Annotated in this window: 18 protein-coding genes and 1 tRNA gene; 8 read left to right on the top strand and 11 right to left on the bottom strand. The window is 68.6% G+C overall.

The annotated features are described in order from the left end of the window. Position 1 precedes the first annotated feature (1 nt). Positions 2 to 517 carry a hypothetical protein gene (locus ABD260_RS07270; RefSeq protein WP_344232580.1) on the top strand — a complete coding sequence of 172 codons (516 nt, stop codon included), beginning with the start codon at positions 2 to 4 and terminating at the stop codon, positions 515 to 517. On the opposite strand, the gene ABD260_RS07265 is transcribed toward ABD260_RS07270, so the two are convergent. From ABD260_RS07265 to ABD260_RS07255, 3 genes are all read right to left on the bottom strand, one after another. Then, positions 514 to 1,266 carry a GntR family transcriptional regulator gene (locus ABD260_RS07265; protein WP_344232579.1) on the bottom strand — a complete coding sequence of 251 codons (753 nt, stop codon included), beginning with the start codon at positions 1,264 to 1,266 and terminating at the stop codon, positions 514 to 516. The two genes, ABD260_RS07270 and ABD260_RS07265, sit on opposite strands and share 4 nt — an antisense overlap. Positions 1,267 to 1,334: 68 nt before the next feature. Continuing rightward, positions 1,335 to 1,508, bottom strand: a complete 174-nt coding sequence (locus ABD260_RS07260) for a hypothetical protein (RefSeq protein WP_344232578.1) — start codon at positions 1,506 to 1,508, stop codon at positions 1,335 to 1,337. A 122-nt stretch (positions 1,509 to 1,630) separates the two neighbouring features. Next, positions 1,631 to 2,602, bottom strand: a complete 972-nt coding sequence (locus ABD260_RS07255) for a LysR family transcriptional regulator (RefSeq protein ID WP_344232894.1) — start codon at positions 2,600 to 2,602, stop codon at positions 1,631 to 1,633. Positions 2,603 to 2,749: 147 nt separating this feature from the next. On the opposite strand from ABD260_RS07255, the gene ABD260_RS07250 reads away from it, so the two are divergent. Next, on the top strand, positions 2,750 to 3,514 hold the full coding sequence (locus ABD260_RS07250; RefSeq protein WP_344232577.1) for an alpha/beta fold hydrolase: 765 nt from the start codon (positions 2,750 to 2,752) through the stop codon (positions 3,512 to 3,514). Here the strand turns inward: ABD260_RS07250 and ABD260_RS07245 are convergent. From ABD260_RS07245 to ABD260_RS07225, 5 genes are all read right to left on the bottom strand, one after another. Beyond that, positions 3,499 to 4,335: a YdcF family protein gene (locus ABD260_RS07245; RefSeq protein ID WP_344232576.1), complete on the bottom strand. Its 837-nt coding sequence runs from the start codon at positions 4,333 to 4,335 to the stop codon at positions 3,499 to 3,501. The genes ABD260_RS07250 and ABD260_RS07245 overlap by 16 nt on opposite strands. Before the next feature lie 7 nt (positions 4,336 to 4,342). Beyond that, on the bottom strand, positions 4,343 to 5,476 hold the full coding sequence (gene dnaN / locus ABD260_RS07240) for a DNA polymerase III subunit beta (protein WP_344232575.1): 1,134 nt from the start codon (positions 5,474 to 5,476) through the stop codon (positions 4,343 to 4,345). A gap of 33 nt (positions 5,477 to 5,509) precedes the next feature. Further along, positions 5,510 to 6,112, bottom strand: coding sequence for an AAA family ATPase (locus ABD260_RS07235; RefSeq protein ID WP_344232574.1), 603 nt, complete (start codon positions 6,110 to 6,112; stop codon positions 5,510 to 5,512). Positions 6,113 to 6,214: 102 nt separating this feature from the next. Continuing rightward, positions 6,215 to 7,822, bottom strand: coding sequence for an ABC-F family ATP-binding cassette domain-containing protein (locus ABD260_RS07230; protein WP_344232573.1), 1,608 nt, complete (start codon positions 7,820 to 7,822; stop codon positions 6,215 to 6,217). A 295-nt stretch (positions 7,823 to 8,117) separates the two neighbouring features. Then, positions 8,118 to 8,191 (bottom strand) — tRNA-Arg (locus tag ABD260_RS07225). A 160-nt stretch (positions 8,192 to 8,351) separates the two neighbouring features. Here ABD260_RS07225 and ABD260_RS07220 point away from each other — a divergent pair. Then, on the top strand, positions 8,352 to 10,028 hold the full coding sequence (locus ABD260_RS07220; protein WP_344232572.1) for a PrsW family intramembrane metalloprotease: 1,677 nt from the start codon (positions 8,352 to 8,354) through the stop codon (positions 10,026 to 10,028). 1,190 nt (positions 10,029 to 11,218) lie between these two features. On the opposite strand, the gene ABD260_RS07215 is transcribed toward ABD260_RS07220, so the two are convergent. Then, a complete protein-coding gene (locus tag ABD260_RS07215) occupies positions 11,219 to 12,124 on the bottom strand; it encodes a hypothetical protein (protein ID WP_344232571.1) in 906 nt (301 codons plus the stop codon). A gap of 267 nt (positions 12,125 to 12,391) precedes the next feature. On the opposite strand from ABD260_RS07215, the gene ABD260_RS07210 reads away from it, so the two are divergent. Further along, on the top strand, positions 12,392 to 14,017 hold the full coding sequence (locus ABD260_RS07210; protein WP_344232570.1) for a GTPase family protein: 1,626 nt from the start codon (positions 12,392 to 12,394) through the stop codon (positions 14,015 to 14,017). Continuing rightward, positions 14,014 to 15,693 (top strand): GTPase, encoded by a 1,680-nt coding sequence (locus ABD260_RS07205; RefSeq protein WP_344232569.1) that lies wholly within the window; start codon positions 14,014 to 14,016, stop codon positions 15,691 to 15,693. Before ABD260_RS07210 ends, ABD260_RS07205 begins: the two co-directional genes overlap by 4 nt. A gap of 68 nt (positions 15,694 to 15,761) precedes the next feature. On the opposite strand, the gene ABD260_RS07200 is transcribed toward ABD260_RS07205, so the two are convergent. After that, positions 15,762 to 16,382, bottom strand: a complete 621-nt coding sequence (locus ABD260_RS07200; RefSeq protein WP_344232568.1) for an SRPBCC family protein — start codon at positions 16,380 to 16,382, stop codon at positions 15,762 to 15,764. A gap of 81 nt (positions 16,383 to 16,463) precedes the next feature. Then, positions 16,464 to 16,973, bottom strand: a complete 510-nt coding sequence (locus tag ABD260_RS07195) for a single-stranded DNA-binding protein (RefSeq protein WP_344232567.1) — start codon at positions 16,971 to 16,973, stop codon at positions 16,464 to 16,466. 148 nt (positions 16,974 to 17,121) lie between these two features. On the opposite strand from ABD260_RS07195, the gene ettA reads away from it, so the two are divergent. From ettA to ABD260_RS07180, 3 genes are all read left to right on the top strand, one after another. Beyond that, complete coding sequence (ettA, locus tag ABD260_RS07190; RefSeq protein WP_344232566.1) at positions 17,122 to 18,804, top strand: energy-dependent translational throttle protein EttA; 1,683 nt, start codon at positions 17,122 to 17,124, stop codon at positions 18,802 to 18,804. A 195-nt stretch (positions 18,805 to 18,999) separates the two neighbouring features. Then, on the top strand, positions 19,000 to 19,437 hold the full coding sequence (locus ABD260_RS07185; RefSeq protein WP_344232565.1) for an ArsR/SmtB family transcription factor: 438 nt from the start codon (positions 19,000 to 19,002) through the stop codon (positions 19,435 to 19,437). Next, positions 19,434 to 20,073, top strand: a 640-nt coding sequence (locus tag ABD260_RS07180) for an SRPBCC domain-containing protein (protein WP_344232564.1), incomplete at its 3' end; no start/stop codon positions are given. The genes ABD260_RS07185 and ABD260_RS07180, both read left to right, overlap by 4 nt.

The raw sequence follows: 20,073 nt of genomic DNA, 5'->3' as shown, positions 1-20,073 counted from the left end.
GATGGCCGAGGTGAAGCAGTTGGCGGAGTACACCGTGCCGGCGATGCTGGTGGGTGCGGCGGCCGGACTGATCGCCGGCGGACTCGGCGCGTTTGTTGGCCAGCCCATCGGTTGGGCGATCGTTACCGGGCTCGGCCTCGCGGTGCCGTTGATGGTTTTCGGTGCCGGGTACGCCGTGCTGGTTGCGCTGGGCAAGGTACCGGCGGGGGTTTTCGCGCCGGCGGCGGTTTATTGGGTGATCGCGTTTCCGCTCGCACTGCTGATGCACGCAGTAGTGACAGCTTGGGTGATCACCGGTACGCCGTCGCTGCCGCCGGAACCGTGGAAGTTCTTGGCTTTCCGCGCTCTGGTGAGCATGGGATTCGCGATCGGGTTTCTCTGGATGCACGAACAAATCGGGCGGTTCTGGTGGCCGCGCATCGTCGGCCACAATCCCTATGCGCGGCGGGTCGTGGAGCAATACACGCATTTGGCTGCCGCCCTGCAAGCGCGAAAGGCGGCCCGGCGGACTGGTTAGATCGTGGAGCGACGGCGGCGGCGGGCGGGTGACGCTGCCGCCGTTGCTGTTTCTTCTGCCGGGGCGGAAGCTGCCTGGAGTTCGTGGTAGGCCTTGCGGGTCTGCTCGGTGTGTTCGCGCATGATCTGGGCGGCCTTGTCCTCGTCGCCCTCGCTGATCGCCTTGACCAGGCGGTTGTGCTCGCGCCAGGAGGCCGCGCCGCGGACGGGGGCGACCGGGGTGTAGTACCAGCGGACGCGGCGGTCGACCTGGGCGGCGAAATCGACCAGGAACCGGTTGCCGGACATCTGGGTGATCAGGTTGTGCAAGTCGCCGTTGGTACGGACCGTGCCGTCGATGTCGCCGGATTCCTGGAAGGCGGTGCCGACCTTGCAGAGCTCGCGGAGCTTCGCGACGTCGTCCTTGGTGGCGTGCCGGGCGGCGAGGCGTGCGGACTCGGATTCCAGCGCGGCGCGGGCGGCGAGCAGTTGATCCACTTCGTCCTCGGCGGGGACGTGCACCATGGCGCCGAAGCCCGGGCGAAGGTCGACCCAGCCTTCGTTGTTCAGCCGCTGCAGGGCCTCGCGTACCGGCTGGCGGGAGACGCCGAGCAGGCTGGCGAGCTCGACCTCGACGAGGTGCCGGCCGCGCTCAAGCGTACCGTCGATGATCATCTCGGTGAGGGCCTCGTAGACCGACTCCCGCAACGGTGTCGGCCGCTTCACATGCCGCGCCCCCACCGGCTCCGCATCCGCACTCATGGTCGTCATCGAGGTCCCTTCCAAGTCACGTGTGGCACCTGGTAGACAGTCTACCAAGTGCCACGTTCTGACCTACGTCATGCGGCCGATTCGTCCGCGTCCTGCTTGGTTCCGGCCGGCTGAGCGTCGCCGGTCAGGCGGGCGAGTTCGGAGTCCAGGTCCACCGGCATGCCGAGCTCCTGCTGCAGCTCCGGCGCATCCGGAAACTGCGGGCGGGCCGCCAGCGCACCGAACCTACGGGTGAAGATCATGTCCAACCTCTCTCTGAATTCTGGCTTCTGTATACATCCAACCAGCAGTACTCACCGGTTCTTCCCGGATCTCACGTGATCCCGCTTACACCGCGGTCGAGTACGTTTCCACCATCGCCCGGTCACGGACGGGTGGTCAAAGACTTGCTCGCTATGTCGAGATAGCCGGAACCCATCAGATGCACGTCGAGCAGGTCATCGAGTGCTTGGCGTACGCCGGCCTGCCGCGCGATCTCGAGCAGTGCCCGCGCGAGCACTGCTTCCGGACTGCGGGCAGCGATCACCAGACCGACCCGCGGTCCGTTCGCCGGTCGTTTGAGCGGTACGACGCGCATGCCGTCCGGTACGCCGAACATGTGCAGCCACGCGTGCGAGATCACCGTCGACCAGTGGTTGCCGTGCAAGTGGCTGTAGAGCCCCGACACCGTGTCGCTCTCGATGGACGGGGTGGCGGTGGCGCCGTCGTCGGTGAAGTACCCGTTCATGATGCGGCGGTTGCGCATGTCGGGGGAGAGCAGGCAGAGCGGTAGCTCAGCCACCTGTGACCAGCTAGCGGTTGGGAGGTCTGCCAGCTCGGAGTGCTTCGGTGTGAGCAGTAGATAGCGCTCCTCGTACAGCGGGGTCTTCCGTACCTGTCCAAGCGTGTCGTCGTCCAGATAGGTCATCGCGACGTCCAGGTCGAACTCTGCGAGCTTCTGGGTGATGTCACGCGACGAGAGCGACTCCAGCGTGACCCGCGCGTTCGGGTGGCGCTCACAGAACGGAGTGGTGAGCAGGGAGACCACGGGCATGGCTGTAGGGATCGCACCGAGCCGCAGTGTTCCGGTCAGGCCACCGCGCATCACCGACAGCTCGTGGCGAAGGGCCTCCTGCTCGGCGAGGATTCGCTGCGCCCAGAGCAGTACGCGCTCACCTTCGGGCGTCAGTCCTTCGAACCGGCGGCCGCGGCGGACGATCGGTACGTCGAGCTCCTGCTCGAGTTTCCGGATCGCGGCGGACAGCGACGGCTGCGACACGTAGCAGGCGTCCGCGGCCCGGGCGAAATGCTTCTCCCGGGCAAGCGCGACGAGGTACTCCAACTGCCGGAGCAGCATCAACAACCCCGCGATGGTGTGCAGTCGCCTGTATACATGATCCAACTTTACTCGGGCAGCGGTGACGGCGCTGGTGTGAACTGGATCACAGCGTGTCTGGTACGGGGGTAGCTCATTCGACGGTTTGTCAGAGAGAGGAGCTATCTGATGGAGAAAGTCGTTTCGAAGGACGGCACCGAGATCGCGTATGACGTGACCGGTAGCGGGCCGGGGCTGGTGCTGGTCGCTGGTGCGTTCACGGGCCGCGCGTACTTCGCGGAGTACGCCGAGGCACTGTCGTCGACGTTCACGGTGATCGCGTACGACCGGCGCGGTCGTGGTGACTCCGGTGACACCGCGCCGTACGCCGTGGAGTGCGAGTGGGAGGACCTGGATGCCGTACGGGCGGCTGCCGGCGCGCAGTACGCGTGTGCGTTCTCTTCGGGGAGCATGGTGCTGCTGCAGGCCGGGCTGCCGTTCGAGAAGCAAGCACTCCTTGAGCCGCCGTTCCGCGTCGAGGGTGCGCCTCCTGCGCCGGAGCGCTACCTGGAACGGCTGCAGGAGTACGTAGCTGCTGGGAACCCTGGCGGCGCGGCTGAACTGTTCATGGTGGAGGCGGTCGGCCAGCCGCGAGAGATGGTCGAACAGATCCGCCAGACGCCCATGTGGGCCGACCTGGAAGCCATGGCGCCCACCCTGGTGTACGACGCGCTGCAGATGCGGGACAGCGCCGTACCGGTGGAGCTGCTCGCGTCGATCGAGGTACCGACGCTAGGGCTGTTCAGCAACGCCAGTCCGGAGTGGCTGCAACGGTCGGTGCGAGAGGCAGCCGCAGCACTTCCGCACGGCACAGCGGCGGGTCATGACGGCACGTTCCACACGCTGGCGCCGGACACGCTGGCAGCCGTGCTGAAGGACTACTTCGTCGGGTGACGGACGTCTTCGGGGTGGCTGGCTGCCAAGCGGTTGTAGGCGGCCTGTACTTCGGCGGGGATGTCGACGTGATCGATCAAGTCGCGTCCGCGCGGGCCGTAGCCGTCGGGGGACAGGCGGTGGATCTCGCCGAGCAGGAGCGAGCGGAATCGTGCCCGGCTCCAGATCGGCGGGGTCCCCGGCCCGGCACTCACCTGGTCAGTGCTGATCCACGGGATCAGAGGTGCGTAGCTGAACAGTCGGGTGCCGGGCAGGTCGGTGAAGGAACGCTCGAAGCACGCGTGCGTGCGGCGTTGCATGGTCGGGTCCTGGATGAGCAGCAGCGTCTCGGCGGCGGTGATCAGGCGGCGGGTGAACTCGGCGTTCTCGCCGCAGTTGGCCGACTCGTCCTCGACCACGATCTCGGTCGGTGCGACACCGTCCCGGATCAGCAGGTCGCGAAAGACGTGTGACTCGGGGCGGCCGGTGGCGAGGCTCAGCCCTCGCCGCCGGATCGCCTCGTCGAGGTACTGCGTGGAGTGCCCGATCCCGCCGCTGACCAGGATCAGTGCCGAGTACGTGCGGTGCGCCGCGGCTGCCACCGCGACCGACTCGACGACAGCCGAACCGAGTAGCACGATCCGGTCCACCGGGCGGCCGACCGGATCACGGCGGGCGAGATACCGGGCGATCAGTCCCTCGTCCACAGCCGGCCCGGTCAGCTCTCCGTCCACGGTCAGCCCGGGCAGTTCCTCGTCCACGGCCGGCCCGGACGGCTGTTCGTTCACGGCCGGCTTGGACAGCTCTTCGTTCACAGTGGGCTCGGGCGGTTCCTCGTCCATAGTTGGCTCAGGTTGGCAGGCGCATCGGCATCAGGATGTATGCCGAGTCGGGGGAGGGGGTTTCACCGGGCTCGCTGATGCCGGTCAGGTTCGCCGGTCTGGTCGGCTGGGTGAAGGCGAAATGGGCGATCGGCGTGCCCAGTGACGCGAGACCGTCGAGCAAGTAGCCGGCGTTGAACCCGGCGACGATCGGCTCGCCGGTGGTCGTGACCTCGACCGCTTCCGAGGCCTGCGCTTCCTCGCCGTTGCCGGCATCGAGCGTCGCAACACCGTCCTCGAAGGTGATCCGGACCGGCGCCGATCGCTCCGCCACCAGCGCCACCCGCTTGACCGCCTCGACCAGCGCGGCCGTGTCCACGGCGACCGTGGTGGTGATCGTGCTCTCGGTCGGGATCAGACTGCGCACCTTGGGGAACTCGCCGTCGATCAGCCGGCTGGTCGCATGCCGCCCGCCACCCTCGAACCCGATCAACCCGTCCCCTGTGCGGGTTGAACCGAGCGCGAGGGTCAGCTCGCCGCCGGACATCGCCTTCGCGACCTCCGCGAGCAGCTTCGCCGGGACCAGCGCGTTGGCCTCGGCGCCGGCGTCCACCGGCTGCCAGGGCAGCGTCCGGACGCCGAGCCGGTACCGATCGGTGGCGAGCAGGGCGATGGTCGACCCGCGGATCTCCAGCCGGATGCCGGTGAAGACCGGCAGCGTGTCGTCCCGCCCGGCCGCGCTCACCACCTGCATCACCGCTCGCGCGAAAGCTTCACCGTCGACCACGCCGCTCGCGGCCGGCACCTCCGGCAGCGGCGGGTACTCGTCGAGCGGCAGCGTGTGCAGCACGAACCGCGCCGAGCCGCTGCTCACGTGGACCCGCGCCGCCTCGCCGCTTAGGTCCACCGAGTCCCGCGGCATGCTCCGGCAGATGTCCGACAGCAGCCGCCCCGACACCAGCGCCCGGCCCTCGTCGGCCACCTCGGCCGGCACGCTCACCTGCGCCGAACTCTCGTAGTCGAACCCGGACAGCGTCACCTGCCCGTCCGCCGCTTCGACCACCATCCCGGCCAGAATCGGCACACTGGGTCGGCTCGGCAACCCGCGCGCGACCCATCCGACTGCCTCGGCCAGCACCTCACGCGCGACCCGAACCTTCATTCCCACTCCTACCGATCGAGAGGGAAGAGTCAATCAGGTGCCACCGACATTTCCGCAACCGAAGCTGATCCGGCCGATCTGATCGGCCTCCGGCCGGCTCAGCACGATCGCCGACCGGGCACCCGGCACGACGGCTCCAGGGTCGTCGGCCGCCTTCGCGGCCAGCTCGGGCCATCTTCGGCAGTGCTTCGCCATGCTGGCCGACCGGACGACTCTGCCGCGCGCCCACTGCCCCGAACGAGCCACGTCACCGGGCACGTCCAGCAGGATCAGATGCAGCGGCAGACCGGCCTGGCGGGCACGCCATCCGATCAGGCGGCGCGCCCACGGCCGGGTGGCGCAGTCGTGGATCACGATCGGTCCCTGTCCGCGGCGCATCGCGGCGAGGAGCGTCAGGTAGTACACAAAATGCACCAGCGGTCGCCACAGTGCGTACGGGAGCACGCCGAGCACCGGTCTCCACCGGTCACGGACCTGCGCCGAGTCGAAGACCCGCACCGGTTCGCCACCGGTGAACACCCGGCGCAGGAACGTGCTCTTCCCAGCCCCTGGTATCCCAGCCAGCACTACGACCGCATCCAGCGCGTAGCGCAGCTCCCGTCCCCGTAGTACTCCTTCAATGATTCCTGAATGCACGGCATCGGTCCTTCCAGCACCCCTACGTACCGGTTGGACGAACCAGGTTGCCGGATAGCCCCGAGAACCAACTGAGAAGTCGCTAGGAACTCCCTGAGAGGATCACTCCTCCAACTCACGCCGCTGGTGCATACGCCCGTCACTGTCCAGCTCGATGACGGTGTCCACGCCAATGCGCTGCAAGAACGCGACGTCGTGGCTGACGACCAGCAATGCACCTCTGTACGCATCGAGTGCTTCCGCGAGCTGCTCCACGCTGGCGATGTCCAGGTTGTTCGTAGGCTCGTCGAGTACGAGCAACTGCGCCGGTGGGTCCGCGAGCAACAGGCGAGCCAGCGAGACGCGGAAGCGCTCCCCACCCGACAGAGTGTGTACTGGGCGATCCGGACTGTCGCCGCGGAGCAGTAGACGTGCCAGCTGGTTGCGGATGGTGCCAGGTGGTGTGCCGGGCGCGACCTGCTGCACGTTGGCCAGCGCACTGGCGTCCTCGTCCAGTCCGTCGAGGCGCTGGGGGAGGTGCCCAACCAGTTCAGTCAGCAGGCGGCCGTGCGGGCGGTCGGGTAGCGGTGGGGTGCGGTTGATGAGCTGATTGATCAGAGTGGACTTCCCACTGCCGTTTGCACCGACAAGCGCGATCCGCTCTGGACCCTGTACGACAACAGTGCGATCGGCGTCGTACAGCTCCGCAATGCGCCGGCCGCGCGGTACATCCGGATCAGGCAGTACGAGGTTGATGTGCTCGTCCTGGCGTACGCGGGCGTCTGCCGCGTCGACAGCCGCCTGGGCCGCCTGCACTTTGTCGTCGAGAGTGGAACGCATCGCGCCGGCGGAGGCCTGTGCCTTGCTTGCGCGGTTCCCGGCCAGGATCTTCGGGATGCCGCCCTGCTGCTGGGTCTTCTTGGCGGTGCGCTCCCGGCGAGCAAGCTTCGTCTCCGCTTCCACCCGCTGCCGCTTCTCGACCTTCAGTGCCTGCTGGGCAGACCGCGCGGCTTGGACAGCCGCTGCTTGGGTCTGCTCGCGGTGTTCCTTCCACGCGCTGTACGGACCGCCGTACGTGTCGAGCGTGCCGCCGTACAACTCGGTGGTGCTGTCCATGTGCTCGAGCAGCTCCAGGTCGTGACTGACTACGACCAGCGTCCCAGGCCACTGATCCACGAACCCGGCCAGCTTCGCGCGGGTCTGCCGGTCGAGGTTGTTGGTCGGTTCGTCCAGCAAGGTGATCGGCGTACGCCGTACCCGGAGCCCGGTGATCGCGATCAGCATCGCCTCGCCACCGGACACCTCGGCCACCCGGCGGTCCAGGTCGCCGGCCGAGAACCCGAGCTGACCCAGTGCCTCACCGGCACGGGCCTCGATATCCCAGTCGTCGCCAATGGCATCGAAGTGGCGTACGTCGGCATCGCCCGCCTCGACCGCCCCGATCGCCGCGACGATCCGGGCGATCCCGAGCAACTCGGCGATGGTGGCGTCGTGCCGAAGGGTCAGGGTCTGCGGCAGGTACCCGACCTCGCCGTCAGCCTCGATCTGCCCGGAAGCCGGCCGCAGCACGCCGGCGATCAGCCGCAGCAACGTGGACTTGCCGGCGCCATTGCGCCCGATCAGACCGGTCCGTCCGGTGCCGATGGTGCCGTTCAGCCGATCCAGCGCGACAACGCCGTCCGGCCACTCGAAGGTCAGGTCGCGCAGCACGACCGAAGATTTCGTGGACATCTCACTGCTTTCTGCCCGGCCGGTGGTCCGGAACCGGGCATTCGAGGCGCACGCCCGCGGGCATGCGTACAGGACAGGTTCGCTGCAACGCGAACGTGCCGGCTCCGCTCGATCAGAGCGGTCGTTCACCGGGGTGAACGGTCATTTCCTGGGGTGCGAAGGCACCCGCACGGGAAGGAAGGCCACCGGCAGTTCGGCGGCTAGCCTCTGTCGACCTCGATCTCCACGACCGGAACTCTACCAGCCGGCCCGGACCGCCGAAGGGGTGGCTCGAACGTATCTTCGAGCGGCTGTGCGCCCCCGGCAGGACTCGAACCTGCGACCAACGGATTAGAAGTCCGACGCTCTATCCAGCTGAGCTACGGGGGCGTATGGCAGGGAGAGTCTCTCAGATAGCCGGGGGATCGCGCCTCTGGGTTCCCGATCGCGGCGGTTCGCGGCGGGGCGAAGTACAGGGCTGTCGTTCCATCCAGGTAACGCTGAGTGGGTGGTCCTGCCGATGAATCGGCACCCCAACTAGGCTGCGGGCATGAGTTACCCCTCACCAGGCCCGGCAGGTCCGCCGCAACCCGCGGCGGGGTCGGCGTACACGTCCAGCGGGCCGTACCCGCGGCCGAACGTGCTCGGGAACCATCCGGTACCCGGTCAGCGGCGCAACCAGGGCGTCCTGATCGGCATCGTGATCGCGGTCGTATTCGCGATCGCGGGCCTGGTGATCTTCGGCATCGTCGCCAAGTCGACCGGCGCGGGTGGTTTCACCTGGGGCCTGGTGTTCGCGTTCGTCCCGGTGATCCCGGTGATCGCCCTGTACCTCTGGCTGGACCGCTACGAACCCGAGCCGACCAGGTACATCGTCTTCGCGCTCTGCTGGGGTGCCTTCATCGCGACCCTGGCCGCGATCTTCATCAACACCGAGGTCTCGCACCGGCTGGCCGAGACCGGCGTCGGCGGCGACCGCTCCGCCGTATTCGTCGCGCCGCCGGTGGAGGAGTTCGCCAAGGGCTCCGTGATCCTGCTGCTCGCGCTGCTCCGGCGCAAGGAGTTCGACGGCATCATCGACGGCCTCGTGTACGCGGGAATGGTCGGCGTCGGCTTCGCCTTCACCGAGAACATCCTGTACTACGGCCGCGTCTTCAACACGCTCTCCGAGGAGGCCGGCAGCGACGCCGGACTGCGCGGCGCGTTCGCGCTGTTCATCATCCGCGGCGTGATCTCACCGTTCGCGCATCCACTCTTCACATCGTTCACCGCGATCGGCATCGGCGTGGCGATCCGGCATCGAAGTACCGTCGTACGCTTCCTCGCCCCTGTGGTCGGTTACCTGGCCGCCGTCCTCGCGCACGCCGCGTGGAACGCCTCGGCGAGCTGGGCGGGCGGCGGCGGGTTCATCGTCGCGTACCTGTGCTTGATGGTCCCGCTCTTCATCTGCCTGGTGGTCTTCGCGCTGGTGATGCGATCGCGGGAAGGACAGATGATCGCGTCCCGGTTGTACGACTATGTCCGGTTCGGCTGGCTGGTACCACAGGACGTACCCCTGATCGCGACTCTCCGTGGCCGAAAGGCCCTGCGCCAGAACGCTCGCCGGTACGGGCCTCAGGCCGAGGCTGCCGCGAAGGCGTTCCAGCACAACGCGACCGAGCTCGCGTACCTCCGCGACAAGATCGTCCGCCAGGTGATCGGTCCCGAAGCCCTGCAGACCGAAAAACAGCTCCTCGACGAACTCCGCGAGCGCCGCCCGACGGTCCCCTTCCCACCCATGCCCGCCTTCGCCCAAGCCGCCCCCCAGTACGCCGGCGCCCCCGGCCAGTACACGGCAGCCCCTGGACAGCAACCGGGCATCGCTGGCCAGCAGTACGCGGCGGGCCCCGGGCAGCAGTACGCGCCTGGCCCAGGCGCCGGCGGCCAGCCGTACGCGGCAGGTCCCGGCCAGCAGTACCCCGGCGCGCCTGGACAGCAGTCCGGCGCCTCCGGTGCAGGGCAGCCGGGACCGGACCAAACGCCCCCTGGGTCCGGAGCACCGGCGAGTACATCCCCGAACCCGCGCCCGCAGGATGCCGCCAGTTCGCAGGACGGTTACCCGCCCGCTCAGCCGGGGTATCCATCGGCTCAACCCGACCACTCATCCGGTCAGCCCGGTTACCCGCCGGGGCCCCCTGACCGCCAAGGACCACCGGGAGGATACGGTCCGTATCCACCACCGCAGTGATGCCACCCGTCCACGCCGCCAAACGGGGATGACGATGACTTTGCTTCTGCGCTGTCCGACCGGGCACTCTGTGCTCGTGGGCGGACACCGTGGCTGATCCCAGGCCAGCAGCTGGTGAAGGTCCGGAACCGCGAGTTCCGGGCCAGGATCAGCCTGCCCAGGAGCTGGCGAACCTGATCGCCCAATCACCCCCCAAACCCAAAGGCTTCTGGCGCCGCCGCCGCCGCAAAACCACCCCCGACGCGGCCCCCACCCCAGAACCCACCACCCAGCCCCCCACACCCTCACCCGAGCCCACGTCGGCCGCCCCAACCGAGGCCCCACCAACCGCCTCAACCAAGCCCGGGGCAGCTGACGCGAACGAGCCTGCTGCAACCGCGTCAACCGCGCCCGCGGCAGCTGACTCGACCGCGGGCGCAGCAGCTGACTCAACCGAGCCCACGCCAACCGGTCACGCTGCAACCACGTCAACCGAGCCCGCGGGAACCGCGTCAACCGCGCCTGCGGCAGCTGACTCGACCGCGCCTGCGGCAGCTGACTCGACCGCACCTGCGGCAGCTGACTCGACCGAGCGGCCCACGGCAGCTTCCGACGGCGGCGACCAGCCTCGCGCGACCCCTACCGACGACCCAGCTACAACCACCGCCGCCCCCACCGAACCAGCCGCCGACCCCTCGCCGCCAACCAGCGAGACCACGTCAGCAGGCGCCGACGCCACGTCACCAACCGCTGACCCCGCTGAACCCACCGGCGACACCTCGGCATCAATCAGCGCGACCTCGGCACGAACCAGCGACGCCACGTCAGCAACCGCCGACACGCACGACGCAGGTTCTGAGGACGGTCGTACGCCTGAGACCTCTGACAAAGCCGCTCCAGAGGACGCCCCGTCGGTGCCCGAGGCCTCGGCGCCGCAGGAACCCACGCGACCGGCCGTCGGCACCGTGTATGAGCCGGACGACTCTCCAGACGGCTTCCCCTTGGAGTTCGGCAACATAATCGTCGGCCTCCCGAAGCAGCCAGCTAACACCTCCGGCACACCCGACACCGCGGCGAACCACTCCGACCCGGCACCTCCGGACGCGACACCTGCCGAGACTGCAGACGCCAAGACAGCACACGCGGACACAACACAAGCAGGCGGATCAGACGCGGACACGTCGTACGCGGATGCACCCGACGCCAGCGCTTCATCCGACGCGAGCGTCGCACCCACTGACGCAGACGACGCGGGTACACCTGATGCCCCGCGCAACGAGGCTGCGGACGCCGGCCAGCCGCCCGCGGACGATGCGCACGCTCAGACCGCAGACGCGGGAACACCGCACGCGGACGACGCCGACACCAGAACCTCTGACGCGGGTACGACGCGTGCAGATGATGCGCAGGCGCGGGCTGCTAACGCGGAGACGGCAGATGCAGATGACGCCGGCACACCGAGTGCTGACGCGGCGACGGCAGGTGCGGATGATGCTGGCGTGGCGGGTGCTGACGCGGGTGTTGCGCGTACGGATGATGCGCACTCGGGGACTGCTGATGCGGGTACGGCAGCTGTAGCTGGTGCCGACGCGGTGGGTGCTGACGCGGATGATGCGCGTGCGGATGGTGCGAAGGCGGGGACCAGCGACGCGGGTACGGCGGATGCAGATGACGCCGACGCGGCGGAGCGTGCGCACGCGGATGGTGTGCACGCGGGGAGTGCTGACGCGGGGACGGTAGATGCGCATGATGCCGATGCGGTGAGTGCTGACGCGGATGATGCGGGCGTGGCGGGTGCTGAGGCGGGTTCGGCGCAGGTGGGTGATGCGCGCGCGGGGGCTGCTGATGTGGGTGGCTCCGAGGGCGCTGGCGGTGTCGAGGGTGCCGAGGGTGCTGGCGGTGCCGAGGTCGGCGGGGCTGAGGGGGGCGACCGGGTTGAAGGCTCGGGCGGCGTCGGCGGTGGTGTGGGTGTGGGGGATGAGCGTGCTGCGTCCGGGGGTGCAGAAGGTGCGGGCGCGGGGAGTGGTGTGCAGGCCGGGGATGCTGCGGAGACCACGGGTGCTGCGGAGTCTGCGGGTGACGTGAAGTCTGCTGGTACTGCGGAGACTGCGGGTCACGCGGAGTCTGCGGGTCACGCGGAGTCTGCGGGTGGTGCGGGGTCTGCGGGGGACGTGAAGTCTGCGGAGTCTGCGGGTCACGTGGAGTCAGCGGGTGGTGCGGAAACTGCCGGTCACGTGGAGTCTGTGGGTGGTGGGGGGCAGCGGGAGGTTAGTGAGGAAGAGTTAGCGGCTCAGTTGGTGGCTGAGCAGGCTGCTATGGCTTTGATTACCGCCTTGATGAAATTGCGGGGGGTGTTGGCGGGGAGTCGGCTGCCGTTGGAAGTTGTGGGAGCTGATGAGGCTCGGCAGCAGCAGAAGGCGATGCTGGATCAGCTGGACGACTACTTGTTGCCTCGGTTGGTGCAGCTTGAGGCTCCGGTTCTGGCTGTGGTGGGTGGGTCGACCGGGGCCGGGAAGTCGACGCTGGTCAACACGGTGATCGGGAAGGTTGTCAGTGAGCCGGGGGTGTTGCGGCCTACTACCCGGTCGCCGGTGCTGATTCACCATCCGGCGGATGCGGACTGGTTCGTGGGCGACCGGGTGCTGCCGGGGATGACGCGGACTGCCGCGGACGAGCCGGGTGGGATGGAGGACGCGGGGCAGTTGCGGTTGGTTGCCGCGGACACCGTTCCGCGGGGGCTGGCGATCCTGGATGCGCCGGACATCGACTCGGTGGTCGAGGCGAACCGGGATCTCGCCACCCAGCTGCTGGCAGCGGCCGATCTGTGGTTGTTCGTGACGACAGCTGCGCGGTACTCGGATGCGGTGCCGTGGGAGTTCCTGCAGAGTGCGTCCGACCGAAGCACGGCGGTCGCGGTCGTACTCGATCGGGCGCCGGGCGAGACCATCGACGACATCACCGGGCACCTCGCGCAGATGCTGCTCGAGCGCGGGCTGGGTGACTCGCCGTTGTTCTCGATCCAGGAGACCGTTGTCGACGGCAACGGGATGTTGCCGGACGCGGCCGTTGCCTCGATCAAGGACTGGCTGGTCGACCTGGCCGCCGACGCGGAGGCACGGGCCGCCGTGGTGCGCCGGACTCTGCAGGGTGCGGTGACCGCGATGGTGAAGAAGGCGCCGCCGTTCGCGACTGCGGTCAAGGCGCAAGCCGATACGGCGCTCGAGCTGCGATCGTCGGTCGAGGCCGCCTACGACCAGGGTGTGAAGGACGTCGCGAAGGCGTGCCAGGACGGTACGTTGCTGCGTGGCGAGGTGCTGGCGCGGTGGCAGGAGTTCGTCGGGAGCGGTGAACTGCTGAAGGGGCTGCAGTCGGGCTCGGGCCGCTTGCGCGATCGCTTGAAGAGCTCGCTCGGCAACAAGCCGGCCGAGACGCGGGACGTGAGTGACGCGATCCAGTCTGGTGTGGAGTCGTTGCTGCGGGAACAGGCGGCCGAGGCGGCTGAACGGGCCGAGAAGATCTGGCAAGGGACCGCGCCGGGGCGGCAGCTGCTGGCGGCGAGCGAGACGCCGCTCGGTGCGATGTCGGCGGACTTCCCGGCGGCCGCGAGCCGTGCGGTCCGGGAGTGGCAGGAGTTCGTTCTCGAGCTGGTGCGCGGCGAAGGCGCCGACAAGAAGTCGACCGCGCGCATCCTGGAGTACGGGGTGAATGGTCTCGGCCTTTCGTTGATGGTGGTGGTTTTCGCCAGCAGGGCAGGGATTCCGAAGGGCGCGGAGGCGAGCGCGGGAGCCGGCAGCGCGGTGGTCGGGCAGCGGCTGCTGGACGCTGTTTTCGGCGACAAGGCGGTTCAGGGCATGGTCGGCAAGGCGCGGGACGACCTTGACGGTAAGGTTCATGCCCTGATGGATGCCGAATTCGCCCGCTACCTGGCAGTCCTCGACCAGCATCCGGTCGATGCCGACACGGCCAGGCACCTGACGGAGGCCGCGCGCGCGGTGGAGGACTGCACGTGACGGAAACAGTGGATACGGTCGAGACCCCGGCCCGGGGCGAGACCGATGTCCTGAAGAAGATCGACGCGATCGAAGCCGCCGCGAAGGCCGGCGATGGCCGGCTGGACCCGGTGGTACTCACCGAGGCCGGGCAGATCGTGGATCGCGCCGGGCAGCGGCTGCGCATGTCGGGCGACCTGACGGTGGTCGCCCTGGCCGGTGCCACCGGGTCGGGCAAGTCGTCCCTGTTCAACGCGTTGACCGGTCTCGACCTGGCGGCGATCGGAACCCGCCGGCCGACGAGCTCGATGCCGCTCGCCTGCGTCTGGGGTGACGAACCCGCCGGTGAGGTGCTGAGCTGGCTGGGCATCCCGCGCCGGCACCAGGTGCAGCACCGGAGCTCGCTCGAGGACGCGCACTCCGAGGACCTGGACGGCCTGGTCCTGCTGGACCTGCCCGACCACGACTCGACCGAGGTGGAGCACCGCCTGATCGTCGACCGGCTGGTCGAGCTGGTCGACTTGCTGGTGTGGGTGGTCGATCCGCAGAAGTACGCCGATGCGGCGCTGCACAACCGGTACATCAAACCGTTCGCCTCGCATTCCGGGGTGATGGTGTTCGCGCTGAACCACATCGACAAGCTGACGCCGGACCAGCAGAAGAGCTGCCTCGAGGACCTCGAGAAGCTGCTCAAGTCCGACGGTCTGAAGTCACCGACGGTCGTCGCGACCTCGGCCGTCAGCGGTGACGGCCTGGAGGAGGTGCGATCCCTTCTGGTCAAGCGGGTCAGCAACAAGCGCTCCGCCCGGGAGCGGTTGTCGGCCGATGTCGACCGGGTCGCGGACCGGATGGCGAGCCAGTGCGGCAACGCCAAGACGCCGGAGGTGGCCGAGGCCGATGTCACCGAGCTGGTCGACGCGCTCTCCGACGCCAGCGGGCTGACGGTGGTGTCGGATGCCGTCCGCCGGTCCTACCTGCAGCGGGCAAGTGCCGCGACGGGCTGGCCGCTGACCAAGTGGGTCGGACGGTTCCGGCCGGACCCGTTGCGCCGGCTGCACGGCGACCAGGTGTCCCGCGAACAAGGCAAGGCGCTGCGCAAGTCCGCATCCAACGAGGTGGCGATCGCTCGCTCCTCGTTGCCGTCGGCAACTCCGGTGCAGCGGGCGCGGATGGATGCCGCGGTCCGCACCATCACCACCAAGGCCGCTGCCGGGCTGTCCCGTCCGTGGGCGGACTCGGTGCGGTCGACGATCCGGCGCCGCGAGGAGTCCCTCGGCGACGAGCTCGACCAGGCGGTCGCGCGGACAGACCTTGGTGTGGCCAACAATCCCGGCTGGTGGAACGTCGCCCGGATCGTGCAGTGGCTGTTGTTCCTGATCACGCTCGGCGGGGCCGCCTGGCTGATCGCCCTGCTGGTGGCCCGGATCGCCAAGCTGAACGATCCGCCGCGGCCGGAGTGGAACGGCATCCCCTACGCCTGGGTGATGCTGGTCGGCGGGGCCGTGCTCGGTTTGGCCTTGTCGTTCGTCTGCCGGGTGTTCGCGACCAACGGAGCGCAGCGACGCTCGCGGCAGGTAGCCAAGGCGCTGCGGGCCGAGCTCGAGAAAGTTGCCGACAGCCACGTTGTGCAGCCGGCCCGCGAGGAGCTGGCCGCGTACACCATCTGTCGCGACAGCCTCGCGATCGCCCGTCAGTAGGCCGGTCGGCGTACGGCGGAGCGCGCGCCCTGGTACAGCCGGGCGCGCGCTCGCACGAACAGACAGGGTCAGAGCGTGGCGTCGGGCGCGAACTGTGCCATCGAGATCTTCGCTGCCTCGGTGAGGTCGGCTTCCGGGGTGTTGGTGTCCGAGGAGCGGATTGCCTCGATCCAGGCGCGCACGGACAGCTCGTTGTACCTGATCACCTCGGCGGAGTCGGCCATCTGCACCGGATCGGCGTCCGCGGGCAGCGCGCCGGTCACGTACAGAGCGAGACCGAGCAGACCGCCGTCCCAGCCCGGGCCGACCCAGAGCGCGTCGGCGCCGCCGGGCGCCGGGGCCTCGCTCATCGAGTGTTCGAGCTCGAGCTCGGTGGACGAGCCCGAGCCGGGCAGGAGCCGGAGCTCCAGCAGACTGTTCGGCGCACCGAAGGTCACTTTGAACCGCTGTGGCGGCTCGCACTCGAGGATCTCGCCGCCGGCCATGTCCTGCAGCTGGAAGGTGCCGCCGACCCGGAAGTCGCCGGTCACCGGCCAGAACCAGCGTCGCATCCGCTCCGGGTCGGTCAGCGCGTCCCACAGCTCGGCCGGCTCCGCCTGGTACGAGCGGCGCATCAGCACCGTCACGGTCTCGCCGGTCCGGCTGACCTCGCGCTGGACCGCGTTCAGGTGCTCGAGGATGTCGATCACGGAGGGTTCCCTCTTCTGCTCGGTTGCTGGGATCGACCACAGAATGCCGGGCAGCGCTTATATAAGTCAAGATTGAGGTAATCATGCCGCTCGCACCTCGGGATCGGCGGTCGCGGTCAAGGGCAGGGGCGGGACCGAGTACTCGTCCGGTGGGAACGGTGCCGCGGTCGTTTCGGCCGGCGCGGCTTCGGAATCGGTCTGGGCGAAGGCCTGCGCCTCCGGGCGGGCGGTGCTCTTGGTGAAGGCGGCCGTGCCCCGGCCGAGGTCGTGGCCGACCGAGAACGCCTCGAGAATGACGCGGCTGTGCTGCTCACCGGCGTCGTCGGTCCACTCGTGCGTCCGGAGCCGGCCGGTGACGATCAGTGGCTGGCCGCGCCGGATGGACTCGAACGTGTTCCGGGCCAGGTTTCGCCAGCACTGCACCGTGTACCAGGTGGTGGCCTTGTCGACGTAGTCGCCCACGACCTTGTCGAACTGGCGTGGGGTCGATCCGAGCCGGAAAGTCGTCTGCGCGTTCTTCCGGTACTCCTTGAAATCAGGGTCGCTGCCGACCCAGCCGAGAACTGTCAGGTACGTGTCGCCGTGGCTCATGTTCGTGCCGCCTTCCGATCGGTACGGTCCGCTGTCAGCGGAGAAGATGCACCGATCGGCGGCCGGGCGGAGCCGCGAACCGGCCGGCTGTGGACAACTCCGGTGGCCGGGTTGGGAAACGTCCCGGTCCAGCACATAGGCTCTGGGTATGGCGGAATTCATCTACACGCTTCGCAACGTCCGGAAGGCGCACGGCGACAAGGTCGTTCTCGACAACGTCTCGGTCAACTTCCTCACCGGCGTGAAGATCGGCGTGGTCGGGCCGAACGGCACCGGCAAGTCCTCGCTGTTCAAGATCATGGCGGGGCTGGACCAGCCCTCCAACGGTGAGGCCCGGCTGGCCGAGGGCGCGACGGTCGGGATCCTGCTCCAGGAGCCGCCGCTGACCGAGGGCAAGACGGTGTTGGAGAACGTTCAGGAAGGGGTCGGCGACACCAAGCAGAAGCTCGACCGCTTCAATGAGATCTCCGCCGAGCTGGCCGACCCGGACGCCGACTACGACTCGCTGCTGGCCGAGATGGGCGACCTGCAGACCGAGCTCGACCACCGCAACGCCTGGGACGTCGATGCTCAGCTCGAGCAGGCGATGGACGCGCTGCGCTGCCCGCCGCCGGACGTGATCGTCGACAACCTCTCCGGTGGTGAGCGCCGCCGGGTCGCGCTCTGCAAGCTGCTGCTGCAGCAGCCCGATCTGCTGCTGCTCGACGAGCCCACCAACCACCTGGACGCCGAGTCCGTGCTCTGGCTGGAGCAGCACCTGCAGAAGTACCCGGGCGCCGTAATGGCGATCACCCACGACCGGTACTTCCTGGACAACGTCGCCGAGTGGATCATGGAGCTCGACCGCGGCCGGACGTACGGCTACGAGGGCAACTACTCGAAGTACCTGGAGACCAAGCAGCAGCGGCTGGTGGTCGAAGGCCAGAAGGACGCGAAGCGGCAGAAGATCCTGGAGCGCGAGCTCGAGTGGGTCCGGTCGAACGCGAAGGCCCGGCAGACCAAGAGCAAGTCCCGGCTGGCCCGCTACGAGGAGCTCGCGGCCGAGGCCGAGCGGTCCAGGAAGCTGGACATCGACGAGATCAACATCCCCGCCGGTCCGCGGCTGGGCAGCACGGTGCTCGAGGTTTCCAAGCTGGAGAAGGGCTTCGGCGACCGCAAGCTGATCGACGGCCTGAGCTTCTCGCTGCCCCGGGCCGGCATCGTCGGCATCGTCGGCCCGAACGGTGTCGGCAAGTCGACGCTGTTCCGGATGATCGTCGGCGAGGAGCAGCCGGACGCGGGCACGCTGAAGCTCGGCGAGACGGTGAAGATCTCGTACGTCGACCAGTCGCGCGGCGGCCTGGACCCGAAGAAGACCGTCTGGCAGATGGTCTCGGACGAGCTCGACTTCATCAAGGTCGCGAACTTCGAGATGCCGAGCCGGGCGTACGTGGCCTCGTTCGGCTTCAAGGGGCCGGATCAGCAGAAGCCGACCGGCGTACTGTCCGGTGGTGAGCGGAACCGGCTGAACCTGGCGCTGACGCTGAAAATGGGCGGCAACCTGCTGCTCCTCGACGAGCCGACCAACGACCTGGACGTCGAGACCCTGCAGTCGCTGGAGGACGCGCTGCTCGAGTTCCCGGGCTGTGCCGTGGTGGTCTCCCACGACCGGTGGTTCCTGGACCGGGTGGCGACGCACATCCTGGCCTGGGAGGGCAGCGACGACGACCCGGCCAAGTGGTTCTGGTTCGAGGGCAACTTCGCGTCCTACGAGGCGAATAAGGTCGAGCGCCTGGGCCCGGAGGCGGCCCGCCCGCACCGGGTCACGCACCGCAAGCTCACCCGCGACTGACCCGGCGCACGACTCAGCACGACCCAGAGCGTGGCCGAGGGCCCCGTCTTCCGTTCACCGGAGGCGGGGTCCTTCGCGTTGCACGCGGCGCTCGGTCGGCAGGCCGTTGTAGTTGGTAGCGCTCTCCGGCAGCTCACCGAGGTGCCGACAGTTAGCCCTTGCGCTAAGTATTGGGTCCGGTCAATACTTAGCTTCATGGCACAGTATTCGGCGGAAGTTGATGGGGTGTTCGTCGCGCTCGCCGATCCGACCCGGCGGAGCGTGATCCGGCGGCTCGGGTGTGGACCGACGAGCGTCGGCGAGCTCGCGGCGGAGTTCCCGATCACGTTGCCGTCGTTCATGAAGCACGTCCGGACGCTGGAGTCGAACGGGCTGATCCGGACCGTCAAGACCGGTCGGGTGCGTACCTGCGTACTGAACCGGGAGCGGCTCGCGCTGGTCGACGACTGGCTGGCCGAACAGCGCCGGATCTGGGAAGACCGCACCGACCGCCTGGAACGCTTCGTCGCCGAGCAAGCCGAGCAAGTCGAGCAAGTCGAGCAAGTCGAGCAAGTCGAGCAAGTCGAGCAAGCCGAGCAAGCCGAGCGGATCGGGCGGACTGAGCAGCAGCAACAGAAGGGGGAGGGCTTGTGAGTCGCGGAGAGTTCGATCCGGAGCTGGATCTGGTGGTGGAGCGGGTCATCCGCGCCCCACATAGGACCGTGTGGGCGGCGTGGAGCGATCCGGCGCAGTTGGCGCAGTGGTGGGTGCCGGCGCCCGCGGTCTGCCGGGTTGAGCGGCTGGATCTGCGGCCGGGCGGTGCGCTGATCTCGCGGATCAGCGCTGACGGTACGCAGTTCGAGCCGCATCTCGACGCGGTGGTGCTGGCCGCGGACGAGCTGGAGCGGATCGCGTTCACGAACGCGATCGCCAGCGACTGGCGGCCCGCTGATCCGCAGCCGATCGCGGTAACGGTCGAGGTCGTCCTTGCTGAGCACGCTGATGGCACCGACTACCGGATGATCGCGCGGCACGGCGATCCGGTCAGCCGCGGCCGGCACGCCGAGCTGGGGTTCGCCGATGGCTGGGGCACCGTGACCAGGCAGCTCGCGGCTCTCGTCGAGAACGTACAAGCTCCCGACGGCGACGGCGACGGCGACGGCGACGGCGAGCGGGGCGGCGATCGGGACCGGGACCGGGGCGGCGACCGGGACCGCGGCTGGGAGCGGGACCGCGACCGGGGCGGCGACCGGGACCGCGGCTGGGAGCGGGACCGCGACCGGGGCGGCG

The sequence above is a fragment of the Kribbella hippodromi genome, from assembly GCF_039531045.1.
Taxonomy (GTDB): domain Bacteria; phylum Actinomycetota; class Actinomycetes; order Propionibacteriales; family Kribbellaceae; genus Kribbella; species Kribbella hippodromi.
This window is presented reverse-complemented; position numbering and strand designations above follow the sequence as displayed.

What these genes read in the sequence shown, in the direction of transcription:
- ettA (WP_344232566.1), top strand. Translation starts at nt 17,122, where the DNA reads ATGGCGGAATTCATCTACACGCTTCGCAACGTCCGGAAGGCGCACGGC.
- ABD260_RS07260 (WP_344232578.1), bottom strand. Translation starts at nt 1,508, where the DNA reads ATGATCTTCACCCGTAGGTTCGGTGCGCTGGCGGCCCGCCCGCAGTTT.
- ABD260_RS07270 (WP_344232580.1), top strand. Translation starts at nt 2, where the DNA reads ATGGCCGAGGTGAAGCAGTTGGCGGAGTACACCGTGCCGGCGATGCTG.
- dnaN (WP_344232575.1), bottom strand. Translation starts at nt 5,476, where the DNA reads ATGAAGGTTCGGGTCGCGCGTGAGGTGCTGGCCGAGGCAGTCGGATGG.
- ABD260_RS07255 (WP_344232894.1), bottom strand. Translation starts at nt 2,602, where the DNA reads ATGCTGCTCCGGCAGTTGGAGTACCTCGTCGCGCTTGCCCGGGAGAAG.
- ABD260_RS07195 (WP_344232567.1), bottom strand. Translation starts at nt 16,973, where the DNA reads ATGAGCCACGGCGACACGTACCTGACAGTTCTCGGCTGGGTCGGCAGC.
- ABD260_RS07230 (WP_344232573.1), bottom strand. Translation starts at nt 7,822, where the DNA reads ATGTCCACGAAATCTTCGGTCGTGCTGCGCGACCTGACCTTCGAGTGG.
- ABD260_RS07185 (WP_344232565.1), top strand. Translation starts at nt 19,000, where the DNA reads ATGGCACAGTATTCGGCGGAAGTTGATGGGGTGTTCGTCGCGCTCGCC.
- ABD260_RS07220 (WP_344232572.1), top strand. Translation starts at nt 8,352, where the DNA reads ATGAGTTACCCCTCACCAGGCCCGGCAGGTCCGCCGCAACCCGCGGCG.
- ABD260_RS07265 (WP_344232579.1), bottom strand. Translation starts at nt 1,266, where the DNA reads ATGACGACCATGAGTGCGGATGCGGAGCCGGTGGGGGCGCGGCATGTG.
- ABD260_RS07250 (WP_344232577.1), top strand. Translation starts at nt 2,750, where the DNA reads ATGGAGAAAGTCGTTTCGAAGGACGGCACCGAGATCGCGTATGACGTG.
- ABD260_RS07245 (WP_344232576.1), bottom strand. Translation starts at nt 4,335, where the DNA reads ATGGACGAGGAACCGCCCGAGCCCACTGTGAACGAAGAGCTGTCCAAG.